This is a genomic window from Marinobacter salexigens (assembly GCF_002806945.1).
Classification (GTDB): Bacteria; Pseudomonadota; Gammaproteobacteria; order Pseudomonadales; family Oleiphilaceae; genus Marinobacter; species Marinobacter salexigens.
In genome coordinates, this window is the sequence record NZ_NIHC01000006.1 from 62,458 (window position 1) to 78,492 (window position 16,035).

The 16,035-nt window shown below is 52.9% G+C and carries 13 protein-coding genes; 1 reads left to right on the top strand and 12 read right to left on the bottom strand.

The window, feature by feature from the left end; genetic code table 11:
• Positions 1–26: 26 nt before the first annotated feature.
• The 12 genes from scpB to sdhC all read right to left on the bottom strand — a co-directional run bounded on the left by scpB (position 27) and on the right by sdhC (position 14,245).
• A complete protein-coding gene (scpB, locus tag CDH47_RS12550; RefSeq protein ID WP_100640247.1) occupies positions 27–668 on the bottom strand; it encodes an SMC-Scp complex subunit ScpB in 642 nt (213 codons plus the stop codon).
• 51 nt (positions 669–719) lie between these two features.
• Entirely contained in the window at positions 720–1,511 is a 792-nt protein-coding gene (locus CDH47_RS12555; RefSeq protein WP_100640248.1) for a segregation and condensation protein A, read from the bottom strand.
• Positions 1,504–2,718 carry a tryptophan--tRNA ligase gene (locus CDH47_RS12560; RefSeq protein WP_100640249.1) on the bottom strand — a complete coding sequence of 405 codons (1,215 nt, stop codon included), beginning with the start codon at positions 2,716–2,718 and terminating at the stop codon, positions 1,504–1,506. The genes CDH47_RS12555 and CDH47_RS12560 overlap by 8 nt, the downstream gene beginning before the upstream one ends.
• A gap of 195 nt (positions 2,719–2,913) precedes the next feature.
• Positions 2,914–3,786 (bottom strand): succinate--CoA ligase subunit alpha, encoded by an 873-nt coding sequence (sucD, locus tag CDH47_RS12565; protein ID WP_100640250.1) that lies wholly within the window; start codon positions 3,784–3,786, stop codon positions 2,914–2,916.
• On the bottom strand, positions 3,786–4,952 hold the full coding sequence (gene sucC, locus CDH47_RS12570) for an ADP-forming succinate--CoA ligase subunit beta (protein ID WP_100640251.1): 1,167 nt from the start codon (positions 4,950–4,952) through the stop codon (positions 3,786–3,788). The genes sucD and sucC overlap by 1 nt, the downstream gene beginning before the upstream one ends.
• A gap of 196 nt (positions 4,953–5,148) precedes the next feature.
• Positions 5,149–6,591, bottom strand: coding sequence for a dihydrolipoyl dehydrogenase (gene lpdA / locus CDH47_RS12575; RefSeq protein ID WP_100640252.1), 1,443 nt, complete (start codon positions 6,589–6,591; stop codon positions 5,149–5,151).
• A 35-nt stretch (positions 6,592–6,626) separates the two neighbouring features.
• Positions 6,627–7,856, bottom strand: coding sequence for a 2-oxoglutarate dehydrogenase complex dihydrolipoyllysine-residue succinyltransferase (odhB, locus tag CDH47_RS12580; RefSeq protein WP_100640253.1), 1,230 nt, complete (start codon positions 7,854–7,856; stop codon positions 6,627–6,629).
• A 25-nt stretch (positions 7,857–7,881) separates the two neighbouring features.
• Complete coding sequence (locus tag CDH47_RS12585) at positions 7,882–10,719, bottom strand: 2-oxoglutarate dehydrogenase E1 component (protein ID WP_100640254.1); 2,838 nt, start codon at positions 10,717–10,719, stop codon at positions 7,882–7,884.
• 312 nt (positions 10,720–11,031) lie between these two features.
• Positions 11,032–11,736: a succinate dehydrogenase iron-sulfur subunit gene (locus tag CDH47_RS12590; protein WP_100640255.1), complete on the bottom strand. Its 705-nt coding sequence runs from the start codon at positions 11,734–11,736 to the stop codon at positions 11,032–11,034.
• A gap of 14 nt (positions 11,737–11,750) precedes the next feature.
• The gene (sdhA, locus tag CDH47_RS12595) at positions 11,751–13,523 is read right to left on the bottom strand and encodes a succinate dehydrogenase flavoprotein subunit (protein WP_100640256.1); all 1,773 of its coding nucleotides are present in this window, start codon (positions 13,521–13,523) and stop codon (positions 11,751–11,753) included.
• A 3-nt stretch (positions 13,524–13,526) separates the two neighbouring features.
• Entirely contained in the window at positions 13,527–13,871 is a 345-nt protein-coding gene (gene sdhD, locus CDH47_RS12600; RefSeq protein ID WP_100640478.1) for a succinate dehydrogenase, hydrophobic membrane anchor protein, read from the bottom strand.
• Positions 13,868–14,245 (bottom strand): succinate dehydrogenase, cytochrome b556 subunit, encoded by a 378-nt coding sequence (gene sdhC, locus CDH47_RS12605; protein ID WP_100640257.1) that lies wholly within the window; start codon positions 14,243–14,245, stop codon positions 13,868–13,870. Before sdhC ends, sdhD begins: the two co-directional genes overlap by 4 nt.
• Before the next feature lie 477 nt (positions 14,246–14,722).
• Here sdhC and gltA point away from each other — a divergent pair, with 477 nt between their 5' ends.
• Positions 14,723–15,997 carry a citrate synthase gene (gltA, locus tag CDH47_RS12615; protein ID WP_100640259.1) on the top strand — a complete coding sequence of 425 codons (1,275 nt, stop codon included), beginning with the start codon at positions 14,723–14,725 and terminating at the stop codon, positions 15,995–15,997.
• The last annotated feature ends 38 nt before the right edge of the window (positions 15,998–16,035 follow it).

The following is a 16,035-nucleotide window of genomic DNA, read 5'->3' on the forward strand; positions in this document are numbered from 1 at the left end:
AATCGCTGACTGATACCCGAATGATATCAGTGAAATGTCTGGTCTGGCGGGCTTTCGCCCGCAGGCTGCGTCGATGTTGCATCAAACTCGATCTCAGCCTGTATATCCTTTTCAATTTCCCGACCAATTTCTTCCAGATCCCGGATTTCCGACAAAGGCGGTAACTCACCCAGGCCTGAAAGATTGAAATAGTCGAGAAACTGCCGGGTTGTTGCATACATGGCCGGCCGGCCGGGGACATCCCGATGCCCAACAATACGAACCCACTCTCGCTCAAGTAAGGTGCGAATGATATTGCTGCTTACCGCAACACCGCGGATATCTTCAATCTCGCCACGAGTGATGGGTTGGCGATAGGCAATCAGGGCAAGAGTTTCCAGCAATGCGCGGGAGTAGCGTTGAGGTTTTTCTTCAAACAACCGGCTGACCCAGGGAGCGAACTCATCACGAACCTGCAGCCGATAACCGCTGGCCACTTTACGCAGTTCAAAGCCACGACCCTCACAGGCATTGCCCAGCAGCATCATAACGTGCTCCATCACCTGCTTGGCCGGCCGCTCATCCTCGCCAAACAACCCCCTTAACTGGTCGAGAGACAAAGGCTTACCCGCAGCCAGCAGCGCCGCCTCGGCTATAGCTTGAATTCTGGAGAGGTCTTTTTCGTTCATGATGGGTATCCGTTTATCGCTGCACCGTGTTCCAGTGCATGACCTTCTTTGCTAGCGTGCCGCCCGCGCACGCACGTGAATAGGGCCCAGTACCTCTGCTTGCACCATTTCTATCAATTGCTCTTTCACCAACTCCAAGGTTGCCAGAAACGTTACCACCACCCCAAGTCGCCCTTCTTCTATAGTAAACAGGCTCTGAAAGCTGACGAACTGGTCATCCCGCAATACGGACAAGATTGCCGACATTCGCTCTCGGGTGGACAGCCTTTCTCTCTCAACATGGTGGCTGGTAAAAAGATCGGCGCGATTCAGCACACCTTGAAGGGCAAGAAGCAGATCCCGCATATCAACATCCGGATGCGCTTGATGTGACGGCAGTTTTGGCAAGGATGCAGACGCAGGAAAGGTATCGCGCTCCATACGCGGCAGTGCATCAATATCTTCCGCCGCTTTTTTAAAGCGCTCATATTGCTGCAGCCTGCGAATCAGTTCAGCTCGCGGATCCACCTCGTCTTCTTCTTCGGTCTCGTGCCTCGGCAGCAGCATGCGAGACTTTATTTCTGCGAGCGTAGCAGCCATCACAAGGTATTCTGCCGCCAACTCAAAACGCATGGCTTCTACGGCACCGATATACTCCATGTACTGCCGGGTTATCTCACTGACGTCTATGTCCAGAATATCCATATTCTGGCGCCGTATGAGATAGAGCAGCAAATCAAGAGGGCCTTCAAAAGCCTCGAGAAATACTGCAAGTGCATCCGGCGGGATATAGAGATCACTGGGAAGGTCGACTACCTCCTTCCCCGATACCCGAGCTACCGGCGCCTGATCCGGGTTAGCGATAGCTCAGTCCCATGGCAGCCCTGACTTCTTCCAAGGTATCTCTGGCTGCATCCCGCGCATGCTCACGACCTTCCTGCAGGATAGAGTGAACAAGGTCAGGGTTGGCTTCGTAGTCAAGTGCCCGCTCCCGCAAAGGCCGCTGCTCTTCCAGAACCGCATCAATCAAGGGTGTCTTGCAATCGAGGCAACCTATGCCCGCACTGCGGCAACCGGTCTGAACCCATTCTTTGGTTGCTTCATCGGAATAAACTTTATGCAGACCCCACACCGGGCATTTTTCAGGCTCGCCTGGGTCTGTACGACGCACTCGCTGGGGATCGGTCTGCATGGTACGAACTTTCTGAGCCACGCTGTCAGGCTCTTCTCGCAGGCCTATGTAGTTGTTATAGGATTTGGACATTTTTTGTCCGTCCAGCCCCGGCATTTTTGATTCTGGCGTCAAAAGTGGCTGCGGCTCGGGCAATATGATCTTGCCACCACCCTCGATAAAGCCATAAAGGCGCTCGCGATCACCAAGGGAGATGTTTTGCTGTTCCATAAGCAGCGCTCGAGCAGTTTCCAACGCCTCCATATCACCCTCTTCCTGGTAACGCTTTTTGAGAGTGCGATACAGTTTGGCGTTTTTCTTGCCCATCTTCACGATGGCAGATTCCGCCTGCTCTTCAAACCCGGGCTCGCGCCCATAAATATGGTTAAACCGGCGCGCAATTTCGCGGGTGATTTCCACATGGGACACCTGGTCTGCACCTACAGGTACCTTACCCGCGCGATACATCAGTATGTCTGCAGTCTGCAGCAGGGGGTACCCAAGAAAGCCATAGGTGGCCAGATCCTTTTCCCGCAGTTTTTCCTGCTGATCCTTGTAGGTGGGAATCCGCTCCAACCAACCCAGCGGTGTGATCATGGACAGAAGCAGGTGCAGTTCCGCATGCTCAGGCACCTGAGACTGGATAAACATGGTGGAGGAGCCAGGGTTGACCCCTGAAGCCAGCCAATCGATAACCATGTCCCAGACGCTTTGTTCGATGCCGGACGGATCATCGTATTGTGTTGTCAGGGCATGCCAATCGGCAATAAAGAAGAAGCACTCAAACTCGTGCTGGAGTTTCACCCAGTTTTTCAGCACACCGTGGTAGTGGCCGAGGTGAAGCTTGCCGGTCGGACGCATGCCGGACAAAACTCTTTGCTGGGAATCGACAGAACTCAAAGCACGAACTCCTTCTTTCTGTTTTAAAGGTGCCTGATTTACCGCATATATGCAGCTTCAGAAATCAGGCTGACCGGGCATTATAGTCGCAACATCCGTCTGCGTTAAGCAAACAGTTATAAAACTGTTCGCCTATAACGCGAAACCCCCGGAATTCTTTCGAACCCGGGGGCTTGTTTTCGGTTGCGAACCGGCTTACCAGCCAGTCACTTCCTTCAAAGCCTTGCCAATATCGGCCAAGCTGCGCACGGTTTTAACACCGGCATCATTCAACGCCGCAAACTTTTCGTCTGCCGTGCCTTTACCACCAGAGATGATAGCTCCGGCGTGGCCCATACGCTTGCCTGGAGGTGCAGTAACACCGGCAATATAGGCAACCACTGGCTTGGTGACGTTTTCCTTGATGAAAGCAGCCGCTTCTTCTTCAGCGGTACCGCCGATTTCACCGATCATCACAATTGCTTCTGTTTGCGGATCGTTCTGCAGCAGCTCAAGGATATCGATGAAGTTGGAACCCGGAATCGGGTCACCACCGATGCCTACGCAAGAAGACTGACCGTAGCCGAAGTCTGTGGTCTGCTTGACCGCTTCGTAAGTCAGGGTACCGGAACGGGACACGATGCCCACCTTGCCTGGCTTGTGGATGTGGCCCGGCATGATGCCAATCTTGCACTCGCCCGGGGTGATAACACCTGGGCAGTTAGGACCAATCATGCGAACGCCTTTACGATCAACGTATTCTTTGGCGTACAGCATGTCGATAGTCGGGATACCTTCGGTGATGCACACAATCAACTCGATGCCGGCATCAGCCGCTTCAATGATTGCGTCTTTACAGAAGGGAGCCGGAACGTAGATCACGGTAGCCTCAGCTCCGGTTTTTTCTACTGCTTCGCGAACAGTATTGAATACTGGCAAGCCCAAATGCTCAGTACCGCCCTTACCCGGGCTGACACCACCAACCATTTTGGTGCCATACTCGATGGCCTGTTCTGAGTGGAAGGTACCCTGCGCGCCGGTAAAGCCCTGGCAGATAACCTTGGTGTCTTTATTAATCAGGATGCTCATTATTTACCCCCTGCGGCTTTAACAACTTGCTCTGCAGCATCCGCCAGACTGGTGGCGGCGATAATGTTCAGGCCACTTTCGGCAAGTACCTTGGTGCCCTTCTCAGCGTTGTTGCCTTCAAGGCGCACAACCACAGGAACCTTGACGCCGACTTCTTTGACCGCGCCAATAATGCCTTCGGCGATCATGTCGCAGCGCACAATACCACCGAAGATGTTAACCAGTACGGCTTGCACTGCGTCGTCAGACAAGATGATCTTGAACGCTTCGGAAACGCGCTCTTTCGTTGCACCGCCGCCCACATCAAGGAAGTTTGCCGGCTCACCGCCAGACAGCTTGATGATGTCCATGGTACCCATGGCCAGGCCAGCACCGTTAACCATGCAGCCAATGTTGCCATCGAGCGCTACGTAGTTGAGTTCCCATTTGGCAGCTTCCGCTTCACGAGAATCTTCCTGGGAAGGATCGTGCATTTCCTGGATTTTCTTCTGGCGGTACAGAGCGTTGCCGTCGACACCAATCTTGGCGTCCAGGCAGTGCAAGTCACCGGCCGGAGTAATGACCAGCGGGTTGATTTCCAGCAGAGCCAAGTCACGATCTTCAAACAGTTTTGCCAAGCCCATGAAAATCTTGGTGAACTGCCCGATCTGCTTGCCTTCAAGGCCGAGTTTGAATGCCAACTCGCGACCCTGGAATGGCTGTGCGCCCACCAGCGGATCAATTTCAGCTCTCAGGATCTTTTCCGGAGTTTCTTCAGCAACCGTCTCGATCTCGACCCCACCTTCAGTGGATGCCATGAATACAATGCGACGGGAAGCACGATCAACAACCGCGCCCAGATACAGTTCCTGATCAATATCGGTCAGGGACTCAACCAGGATCTTGCTGACTGGCTGGCCGTTTTCGTCTGTCTGATAAGTTACCAGGTTCTTACCCAGCCACTTTTCAGCAAACTCACGAATTTCCTCTTTGCTCTTGACCAGCTTTACGCCGCCAGCCTTACCACGGCCACCCGCGTGAACCTGGGCTTTGACCACCCACGCATCGCCGCCAATTTCATCAGCGGCTGCAACCGCATCTTTAGGAGTATCGCAGGCAATGCCTTGAGATACGGGCAGGCCATATTCAGCGAAAAGCTGTTTGCCCTGATATTCATGCAAATTCATAGTTTAGTGTCCCGCTTTTTGATGGAGGATAACCACGTACGGAAGTGAACCCGCTACTCCCCGCAAGAGGAGCCTTAAACGCGAATTCTGTTCGGTGAGCAAGGGGGTCACCTCAGCTCACCACGATCGCAAACGGAAATCTGTCTTTTTATAGTAAAGGGGCGCCATTGCGGACGCCCCTCCTTCCTGTTTTGCGTTACTTCTTTTTGCGACGGTTTGCGATGTGAATCGCGCCACCGTTGACTGCCAGAGCTGCCTCATGCACAGACTCGGAAAGAGTCGGGTGTGCAAAACAAGTCAGCGCCAGATCTTCTGCACTGGACCCGAATTCCATAGCAATAACGCCTTGAGCAACAATTTCTGATGCCTGAGGGCCAACAATGTGGAAGCCTAAAATCCGGTCAGTTTTCTCATCGGCGATAATCTTCACCATACCAGAGGCGGAGTTTGCAGCCATTGCACGGCCATTAGCCGCAAATGGGAAAGTACCAACCTTGTAGGCTTCGCCTTCAGTCTTGAGCTCTTCTTCCGTTTTACCTACCCAAGCCACTTCCGGCGAGGTGTAAATAACATTTGGAATGCAGTCGTAATTTACCTGGGGCTTTTGGCCAGCAATGCGCTCAGCCACCATAACACCCTCTTCCGATGCCTTGTGGGCCAGCATCGGGCCACGCACTACATCACCCACGGCCCAAACACCTGGCGCTTCGGTTTTGCACTGTTCATCAACAAAGATGAAACCGCGCTCGTCCATGCTGACGCCAGAATCTGCTGCCAGAAGATTATCTGTATACGGCCTGCGGCCGACGGCAACAATCAACTTGTCGACCTTCAGCTCCTGCTTGCCCTTGCTGTCTTCGTAGCTAACGTTAACCAGCTTGCGCTTGACCTCGGCACCCGTTACACGGCCACCCATAACAATGTTCAGGCCCTGTTTGCGGAACTGCTTCAATGCATCCTTGGCAACCTGCTGATCAACTGCCGGCAAGAAGGTATCCTGCGCTTCCAGCACGGTTACTTCTGAACCCAGACGAGCCCAGACGCTGCCAAGCTCAAGCCCGATCACGCCCGCGCCGATAATGCCAAGGCGCTTTGGCACCTCATCAAACTCCAGTGCGCCTTCGGAATCCACAATATAACCTTCGGTCATTGGCGCCGGTGGTATCTCAATAGGCTTGGAGCCCGTAGCGATAATAACGTTCTCGGCTTCGTAGATTTTGGTCTTGCCATCGCTATCCGTGACTTCAACCTGACGGTTAGCCAGAAGCTTGCCGTGACCATGAATAGACGTCACGCCGTTGGACTTGAACAGCCCGGCGATACCGCCAGTCAGCTGCTTAACAATGCCGCTTTTGCGCTCCATCATCTTGGTAACGTCAATTTTGACGTCCTTGGCGATAATGCCCTGCATTTCGTAGTCGTGGCTTGCTTCCTCAAATTTGTGAGAAATTTCAAGCAACGCTTTCGAAGGAATGCACCCTACGTTCAGGCAGGTGCCACCAAGTACCTGGCTTTTGCCATCACTGGAACTCCACGATTCAACACAAGCCGTTTTGAGACCAAGCTGAGCCGCTTTGATGGCAGCGACATAGCCACCGGGGCCTGCGCCAATAACAATTACGTCGTACTTATCAGACATAGTAAATCCTGTTTTCCGATTCGTTAGGTGTCAGCTCACACGTCCAGCAGAATACGCGCCGGGTCCTCAAGCATGTCCTTGATGGCCACAAGGAACTGCACCGCTTCCTTGCCATCCACCATGCGGTGGTCATAGGACAGCGCAAGGTACATCATCGGACGGATTTTTACCTTGCCATTGACCGCCATCGGGCGCTCCTGGATCTTATGCATGCCCAGAATAGCTGTTTGCGGTGGGTTCAGGATCGGCGTAGAAAGCAGCGAGCCAAAAATGCCACCGTTAGTGATGGTAAAGGTGCCACCGGTCATATCTTCAATCGCGAGCTTGCCATCTTTTGCTTTGGTGCCGTACTCAACAATTTTCTTCTCGATATCGGCCAGGCCCAATGCATCGACATCACGGACGACAGGCACAACCAAACCACGCTCGGTGGATACCGCAACACCGATATCCTGGTAGCCGTGGTAAACCATATCGTTACCGTCGATAGACGCGTTAACCGCAGGGAAGCGCTTCAATGCTTCGGTGGCAGCTTTAGCGAAGAAAGACATGAAGCCCAACTTGATATCATGACGCTTAACGAAGCTGTCCTGATATTGCTTGCGCAGTTCCATGATAGGGCCCATGTCGACCTCGTTGAAGGTCGTTAACATGGCTGCTGTTTGCTGCGCATTAACCAGGCGTTTTGCGATACTGGCGCGCAGGCGGGTCATGGGCACACGTTTTTGCGGGCGCTCACCGGCGGCGACATTCACTTCAGGCATAGCGGCTGGCGCGGCTGCCTTAGAGGCTTCGCCTGAAGACTTAGCAGCATCCACATGATTTTGAACGTCTTCTTTTGTAACGCGACCGTCTTTCCCAGTGCCTTTTACAGCACTCGGATCAACATTGTTCTCATCAGCGAGCTTACGCGCAGCCGGGCTAAGAATAGCGTCAGCTGACTCCTGGCTCTGCTCAGCTTTCGCCTCGTCTTTGTCGGCATCGGCCGTGCTGGCCTTACTTTCAGAAACGCCAGCGTCAGCCACGGCACCGGCTTTAAATTTACCGATCAGTTCACCGCTCTCTACGGTGTCGCCTTCGCCTTTAACAATTTCCTCGATGACGCCGTCAGCAGGTGCGACTACTTCGAGAACTACTTTGTCGGTTTCGATATCGACAATCAGGTCGTCGCGTGAACAGGCTTCGCCAGGCTGTTTATGCCAAGTCGCGACGGTACCCTCTGCGACCGACTCCGGGAATACGGGGGCTTTAATCTCAGTAGACATTACGGTTCCTTAGTTCGGTAGCTCGTCAGATTTCAAACGCGTCATTTACAAGTTTTTTCTGTTCTTCAATATGCACAGACATATGACCTGCTGCCGGAGCTGCAGAAGCCTTTCGGCCAGCATACTGAAGATGCAGCTTGGGATTCAGGCGTTGCAGCGCGTTACGCATATGGTGCTGACTGCAATACCAGGCACCCTGGTTCATTGGCTCTTCCTGGCACCAGACAACAGTCTTGATCTTGGGGTACTGCGCCAGAGTCTCATCCAGATCCTCTCCGGGGAACGGATAAAGCTGTTCAATACGCACAAGGGCAACGTCGTCTCGCTCTTCGGTTTTCTTCTTCTCCAGCAAGTCATAATAGACCTTGCCGCTACAAAGAATGACCCGGGTGACCTTTTTCGCTTCAGGCAGCTCTTTCTCGGGAAGTACTGTCTGGAAGGTACCTGAGGTCAGGTCTTCAAGATCCGACGTGGCTTCCTTGTGACGCAACAGGCTCTTGGGCGTGATTGCGACCAGAGGCTTACGCAGCGGGCGCTTAACCTGACGACGCAGCATGTGGAACACCTGCGAAGGTGTCGTGGGTACGCACACCTGAATGTTGTGCTCTGCAGAAAGCTGGAGGAAGCGTTCAAGGCGAGCAGAACTGTGCTCAGGCCCCTGCCCTTCATAGCCGTGCGGCAGCAACAGTGTGAGCCCGCACAGACGTCCCCACTTGTGCTCGCCGCTGGTCAGGAACTGGTCGATAACCACCTGGGCGCCGTTTGCAAAATCGCCAAACTGGGCTTCCCAGATAACCAGAGCGTTCGGAGCCGTTGTTGCATAGCCATACTCGAACGCCATCACCGCCATTTCAGACAGCAACGAGTCGTATATTTCAAACTTTGGCTGCTTGTCAGAGAGTTGTGAGAGCGCTATGTGCCTCGAACCATCTTTCTGGTTGTGCAAAACCGCATGGCGATGCGAGAAGGTTCCACGGCCTACGTCTTGCCCGGTCAAACGCACTGGATGCCCTTCGTTGAGCAAAGTGGCATACGCCATGATCTCTGCATAACCCCAGTTCATGGGTAAGGCACCAGCCGTCATTTTGTCACGGTCAGAAACGATTTTGGATACTTGACGCTGAACACTGAACCCTTCGGGCACCTGAGTCAGCTTTTTACCCAGCTTCTGAATAGTCTTCAAAGGCACACTGGATTTGCACTTGGCAGTCCAGGCGTGGCCCAGATACGGAGCCCAGTCAACGTAGAGGTCTTTGTTGGGCTCTTTCACCAGAGATTTGACCACGTGCTCGCCGTTATCCAGCGCATCACGATACTCATTCTCCATCTGTTTGACTTCGTCTTCTGTCACAACACCTGCAGCAACCAGCTTCTCGGCGTAGATGGTGCGTGTCGTTTTCAGTTTACGAATTTTCTCGTACATCATCGGCTGGGTTGCAGCAGGCTCATCCGCTTCGTTGTGTCCACGGCGACGATAGCAAACCAGATCAATAACCACGTCACCTTTGAACTCATTGCGATAATCCATCGCCATCTGAGTCACGAAAACCACAGCGTCAGGATCGTCTGCGTTCACATGTAGTATGGGTGCCTGAACCATCTTGGCGATGTCAGTGCAATACTCTGTGGAACGGGCATCTTCCTGTTTACTGGTGGTAAAGCCAACCTGGTTATTGATTACGATGTGGATAGTACCACCCACGCCGAAACCACGGGTCTGGGACATCTGGAAGGTTTCCATAACCACGCCCTGGCCCGCAAATGCGGCATCACCGTGCATGATGACGGGGACAACCTGATTGCCTACTGTGTCATTGCGGCGGGTCTGGCGTGCACGCACAGATCCCTCGGCAACCGGAGATACAATCTCAAGATGCGACGGGTTAAAGGCCATCGCCAGATGAACTTCGCCGCCTTCCGTCATCACGTTAGACGAGAAACCCTGGTGGTACTTCACATCACCAGAACCGGAATCGGCCAGTCTTTTTCCTTCAAACTCGTCAAACAGTTCCTTGGGGTTTTTGCCCAGGGTATTGACCAGAATATTAAGTCGGCCACGGTGCGCCATACCCAGAACAATTTCCTTGGCGCCATAATGACCGGCACGCTGGATAAGTTCGTCCATACACGGGATAAGGCTTTCACCACCTTCCAGGCCAAAACGCTTAACGCCGGGATAACGGGAGCCAAGGTATTTTTCCAGGCCTTCAGCCGCTGTCAGGCGTTCAAGAATGTGGGTACGGGTTTTGGGTTCAAAGTTAGGCTCAGACCGAACCGGTTCCATACGCTGCTGAAACCAACGCTTGATGCGGGTATCAACCACGTGCATGTATTCGGCACCGATGCTTCCGCAGTAGGTTTCGCGAAGGCCATCGTAAATATCGCCAAGCTTCATGGTGTCAGAACCGAAGCTCAGGGAACCTGTCTGGAACTCAAGATCACGATCTGACTCAAGCAGGTCGTGAAACGACAAATCCAGATCTTCTACCTTCGGACGATTCCAAACGCCGAGCGGATCAAGCTTTGCTTCCTGATGTCCGCGGAAACGGTAAGCGTTGATTAGCTGAAGAACACGAATCTGCTTTTTATCAGCATCGGAGGTAACGCCAGCAGGCACGCTGCTCGTCGATAAAAAACGCTGATTGCGGGAGATGTGTTCAAACTGTTCCCGTATAGAAGAGTGAATAACGTCACGACCATGTTTGCCGTCAACGCTTGGAAGCTTGTCAAAATAGCTGCGCCACTCTTCAGGAACGGCATTAGGGTCTGTCAGGTAGGTTTCAAAAAGCTGTTCAACATACGCCAGATTTCCACCTTGTAAGTGGGACGTCTGCCATAACTGTTCCATCATGCTTTCTTGCATTTTGAATAGCTCACCTTGGGCTGGTGCGGGGGAGCCAAGTATGGTCGGCCAGGGGTAACTATCAGTCAATACGGGTTTTTACGGGATCGACTGTGGCCACCACACCCAACATGGATGTTTTCCGTTCCCCAATGATTTTTGTATTCTGCAAAGCCGCAAGAAAACCTGCTGTTCCCGCCACGGCTTGCGTAGTGTGCACCCGGGTAAGACCTTTGACTATAAGCCTTTGGTTGAAGGCCCCGCAAAAATGCGAGGCCTTCCGGGATTCCAACCTGTTCAGACCAGTATAGCGCCTGTCTGAAATCTTGCCGCTTATGTAGCTCTATGCAGCAACAGATTTCTGATATGGCCTATCGCCCTTGTGGGGTTGAGGCCTTTAGGGCATACGCTGACACAGTTCATAATACCTCGGCAGCGGAATACACTGAAAGGATCATCCAGATTGGCAAGGCGTTCTGCCTGGGCAGTATCACGGCTATCTGCCAGGAAGCGATACGCCTGCAGCAGACCGGCAGGACCAATGAACTTGTCCGGATTCCACCAGAACGATGGGCAAGATGTAGAACAGCAGGCACAGAGAATGCACTCGTACAAACCATCCAGCTTCTCACGGTCTTCCGGAGTCTGGAGACGCTCGATAGCAGGAACAGGCGTATCGTTCACAAGGTACGGCATTACTTTTTCGTACTGCTTGTAAAACAGGCTCATGTCTACAACCAGGTCGCGGATAACCGGCAAGCCTGGCAGTGGGCGCAAAACCAGCTTGTCATTCTTGACCACTTGCGACATTGGCGTAATACAGGCAAGGCCGTTCTTGCCATTCATGTTCATGCCATCGGAACCACACACACCTTCGCGGCAAGAGCGACGATAGGCCATTGAGGGATCCTGCTCCTTGATGAGATTAAGCACATCAAGAACCATCAGATCCTTTCCTGCCGGAAGCTCAATTTCCACGTCCTGCATATAGGGGGCGTTGTCAGTTTCCGGGTTATAACGGTAAAGGCTTACCAACATAATCTACATTCCCCTTAGTATGTCCGGACTTTCGGCTGGAAAGACTCAACAGTTTTAGGCGCAAAGTTAACATCACGCTTACCTATACGCTTTTCCAGCGGGAAGTAGAGCGAGTGTTTCAGCCAGTTTTCGTCGTCACGCTCGGTGAAATCATTACGAGCATGGGCACCACGGCTTTCTTTACGCTCATTTGCTGCAATTGCGGTTGCCTGAGCCACCTCAAAGAGGTTATCCAGCTCAAGCGCCTCGATGCGCGCAGTGTTAAATGCATTACTGGTGTCGCTCAGCTTGGTGTTGCGAACACGCTCACCGATTGCCTCAAGCTTTTTCAAGCCCTCTTCCATGCTCTTACCGTCACGGAACACGCCGAAGTAAAGTTGCATGCAGTTCTGAAGATCCTTACGAACTTCTGCAACGCTCTCACCTTCTGATGCGCTGTTCAGACGATCGAGCCGTGCCATTGCACGCTTGATGTCTGCATCGGTTGCGCCGTCAGTCTCAAAACCATTGCGCAGTTGCTCTTCGATGTGAAGACCTGCCGCACGACCAAATACCACAAGATCAAGCAGCGAGTTGCCACCCAGTCGGTTTGCACCGTGAACAGATACGCAGGCCACCTCACCACAGGCAAAAAGACCCGGAATTGGCTTGTCGTTACCATTCTCGTCCTGGGTCAGAGCCTGTCCACCTACGTTGGTAGGCACACCACCCATCATGTAGTGACAGGTTGGAACAACAGGAACCGGCTCTTTTACCGGATCTACATGAGCGAATGTACGAGACAACTCACAAATACCAGGCAGACGCAGGTTCAGAGTTTCTTCACCCAAGTGATCAAGCTTCAGCAAGACGTGATCCTTGTCTGGGCCACAACCACGACCTTCCAGAATCTCGATGACCATGGAGCGCGCAACAACGTCACGGCCTGCCAGGTCTTTCGCGTTTGGAGCATAACGCTCCATAAAGCGCTCACCTTCGGCGTTGATCAGATAGCCACCCTCACCCCGGCAACCTTCCGTTACCAGCGTACCGGCTCCGTAGATTCCCGTTGGGTGGAACTGCCACATTTCCATATCTTGCATCGGGAAGCCTGCACGCAACGCCATACCAACACCATCACCGGTATTGATCAGTGCGTTGGTGGTAGAAGCATAGATACGACCAGCACCGCCCGTTGCCAGAACCGTCGCCTTGGACTTGATGTATGCCACTTCGCCAGTTTCAATTTCAATGGCAACCACGCCAACAACTTCTTCTTTACTGTTCTTTACCAGATCAACGGCATACCACTCATTCAGGAAGGTAGTGCCGCCTTTAAGGTTTGCCTGATAAAGCGTGTGCAAGAGCGCGTGCCCGGTGCGGTCGGCAGCAGCACACGTACGTGCGGCCTGAGTCGGGTCATCCGGGCCTTTCGACTGACCACCAAACGGGCGCTGGTAAATACGGCCCTGCTCGGTACGGGAGAATGGCAGCCCCATGTGCTCAAGTTCAAATACCGCCTGCGGCCCAACAGAACACATGTACTCAACTGCATCCTGGTCAGCAATGTAGTCAGACCCCTTTACGGTGTCGTACATGTGCCAGCGCCAATCGTCGTTGGGATCAGCACTTGCGATCGCACAGGTAATACCGCCCTGGGCAGATACGGTGTGCGAACGAGTAGGAAACACTTTTGTGATACACGCAGTTTTAACACCCGATTCGGTCAACTGCAGGGCCGCTCGCATACCGGCACCGCCGCCGCCGATTACAATTGCGTCGTACGACATGGTCTTGATATTAGACATCGATTAAAGCCCCCAAATAATCTGGATTCCCCAGACTACATACACAAAACTAATCAGAATGAATGCCGCTTGAAACAGAACACGCTGCATTGCCGACTTTATATAGTCGGTAGACACTGTCCAAAGCCCGACCCACGCGTGCGCCCCGATTGAAAGCAAGGCCAACAATGAAAAGATCTTGAACCACGTCTGATTAAACAGAGCCGACCAGGTTTGGTAGTCCAGATCAGTGTTCACTGCAAAAAAACCAATCAGAAACAGGGTATAAAAAGCCAGTACGTACGCAGACACCCGCTGGATGATCCAATCCTGGATACCGTTACGGCCAATATTGGTCACACTATTCATGCCCATACGAAAACTCCTGCCAGAACGATGAGGATGACGGAAACTGCAATTGTGATTTTCGCAGCCGCTCGCCCGCTTTCCAGCTCTTCACCAATACCCATATCCATAAGCAGGTGCTTGATACCAGCAACCAGATGATAAAGCAGAGCAGACAGAATGCCCCAGGTGATCAGCTTGGCAAGGAAGCTGTTCAGCAGTTCACTGACCCGACTGAAGCCTTCTTCCCCGGAAAGGGAAAGCTGAAGTCCGTAGAGCATGAACGCAACACCAACAAAAATGATGATGCCGCTGATGCGGTGCAATATGGACGTAATGGCTGGCAGCGGAAAATGAAACGTGCCGAGATCGAGATTTACTGGTCGTTTGCTATTCACAGCGCTCTCACACTCTCTTTTGGTGCCGCAGAACCGGCGAGCCGGCGGCGGTTAGTTGGTATGTAAGGATCGAATGTTCAATACGATATCGACAGACGATTGGTTCAGGAGGGTGAACGCCAACAAGGTAGCTTGCTATGCACAAGCAACCGTGAAGATGAACCCCCGATTCCGGGCTAGGGATTATAAGGAGACACCCGTATAATTACAAACGCGCAACTCGCGCATGAACCGAGCTTTGGGTGTAACAGGGCAAGCCATTAAGCCTATTGACAAATGCATTTCTCTGCTGGGAACCCCATTATTCGTGTTAACCCTGATTTACAATCAGGGCGTAACCACAACGTTTCCCCACTCTTTCATTGACAAAAAAAGCCAACACCCTATATTTTGCCGCCAGTTTTGCGATAATACGCGCCTTCTCGCGCAACTATAAAGACAGCCAGCGCTGTCACAGCTGATAAACAGGAGAGCACTATGACGGATAGGAAAGCCACGCTCTCGGTGGGGAACGAGTCCATTGAGCTACCGGTTTATTCCGGCACAGTTGGCCCAGATGTTATCGACGTCCGAAGCCTGGTCCAGAAAGGCGTCTTCACTTACGACCCGGGCTTTGTCTCTACGGCAGCCTGTGAGTCGGCTATCACCTACATTGATGGTGAAAACGGCGTCCTGTTGCACCGGGGTTATCCAATCGAGCAATTGGCAGATCACTCAGACTACCTCGAAGTCTGCTACCTGCTGCTGAATGGAGAACTGCCAACCGCTGAACAAAACAAGAAGTTTCACGAAACCATCAAAAACCACACGATGCTTCATGACCAGATGCGCAATTTCTTCAACGGCTTCCGCCGTGATGCGCACCCGATGGCGATCATGTGTGGCGTAGTTGGCGCCCTGTCTGCGTTCTACCACGACCAGATGGACGTTACCAACCCAAATCAGCGTGAAATCACCGCTCACCGCTTAATTGCGAAGATGCCAACAATTGCAGCCTGGTGTTACAAGTATGCCAAGGGCGAACCGTTCATGTATCCGCGTAACGATCTGTCCTATGCAGAAAACTTCCTGCAGATGATGTTCGGTACGCCGTGCGAAGACTACAAACCGAATCCGGTTCTGGCAAAGGCCATGGACAAGATCTTCATCCTGCACGCCGATCATGAACAGAACGCGTCAACTTCCACTGTCAGGCTGGCCGGCTCTTCCGGCGCCAACCCCTACGCCTGCATCGCATCCGGCATTGCAGCACTTTGGGGACCAGCCCACGGCGGCGCCAACGAGGCGGTACTGGAAATGCTCGCGGAAATCGGCGACGAGTCCAATATCGAAACCTTCATTGCCAAGGCCAAGGACAAGGACGATCCGTTCCGCCTGATGGGCTTTGGTCACCGGGTATACAAGAACTTTGACCCACGAGCCAAAGTCATGGCCGAAACCGCCCACGAAGTGCTGAGCGAACTGGGCCTTGAAGATGATCCTCTGCTGAAAATTGCCCAGCGGTTGGAGCAGATTGCCCTCGAGGATGAGTACTTCGTCAAGCGCAAGCTATACCCGAACGTGGACTTTTACTCCGGCATCATTTTGAAGGCTATCGGGATACCGACGTCCATGTTCACGGTAATTTTTGCCATGTCACGGACCATCGGCTGGTTCTCTCACTGGAACGAAATGGTCAGCGGCGACTACCGGATTGGTCGTCCGCGCCAGCTTTATACCGGCTCTCCGGCACGGGATTACCCCAAGAAGTAACCCCTGCCCGCACTGAAGACCAAAAGGCCGCTGATTCA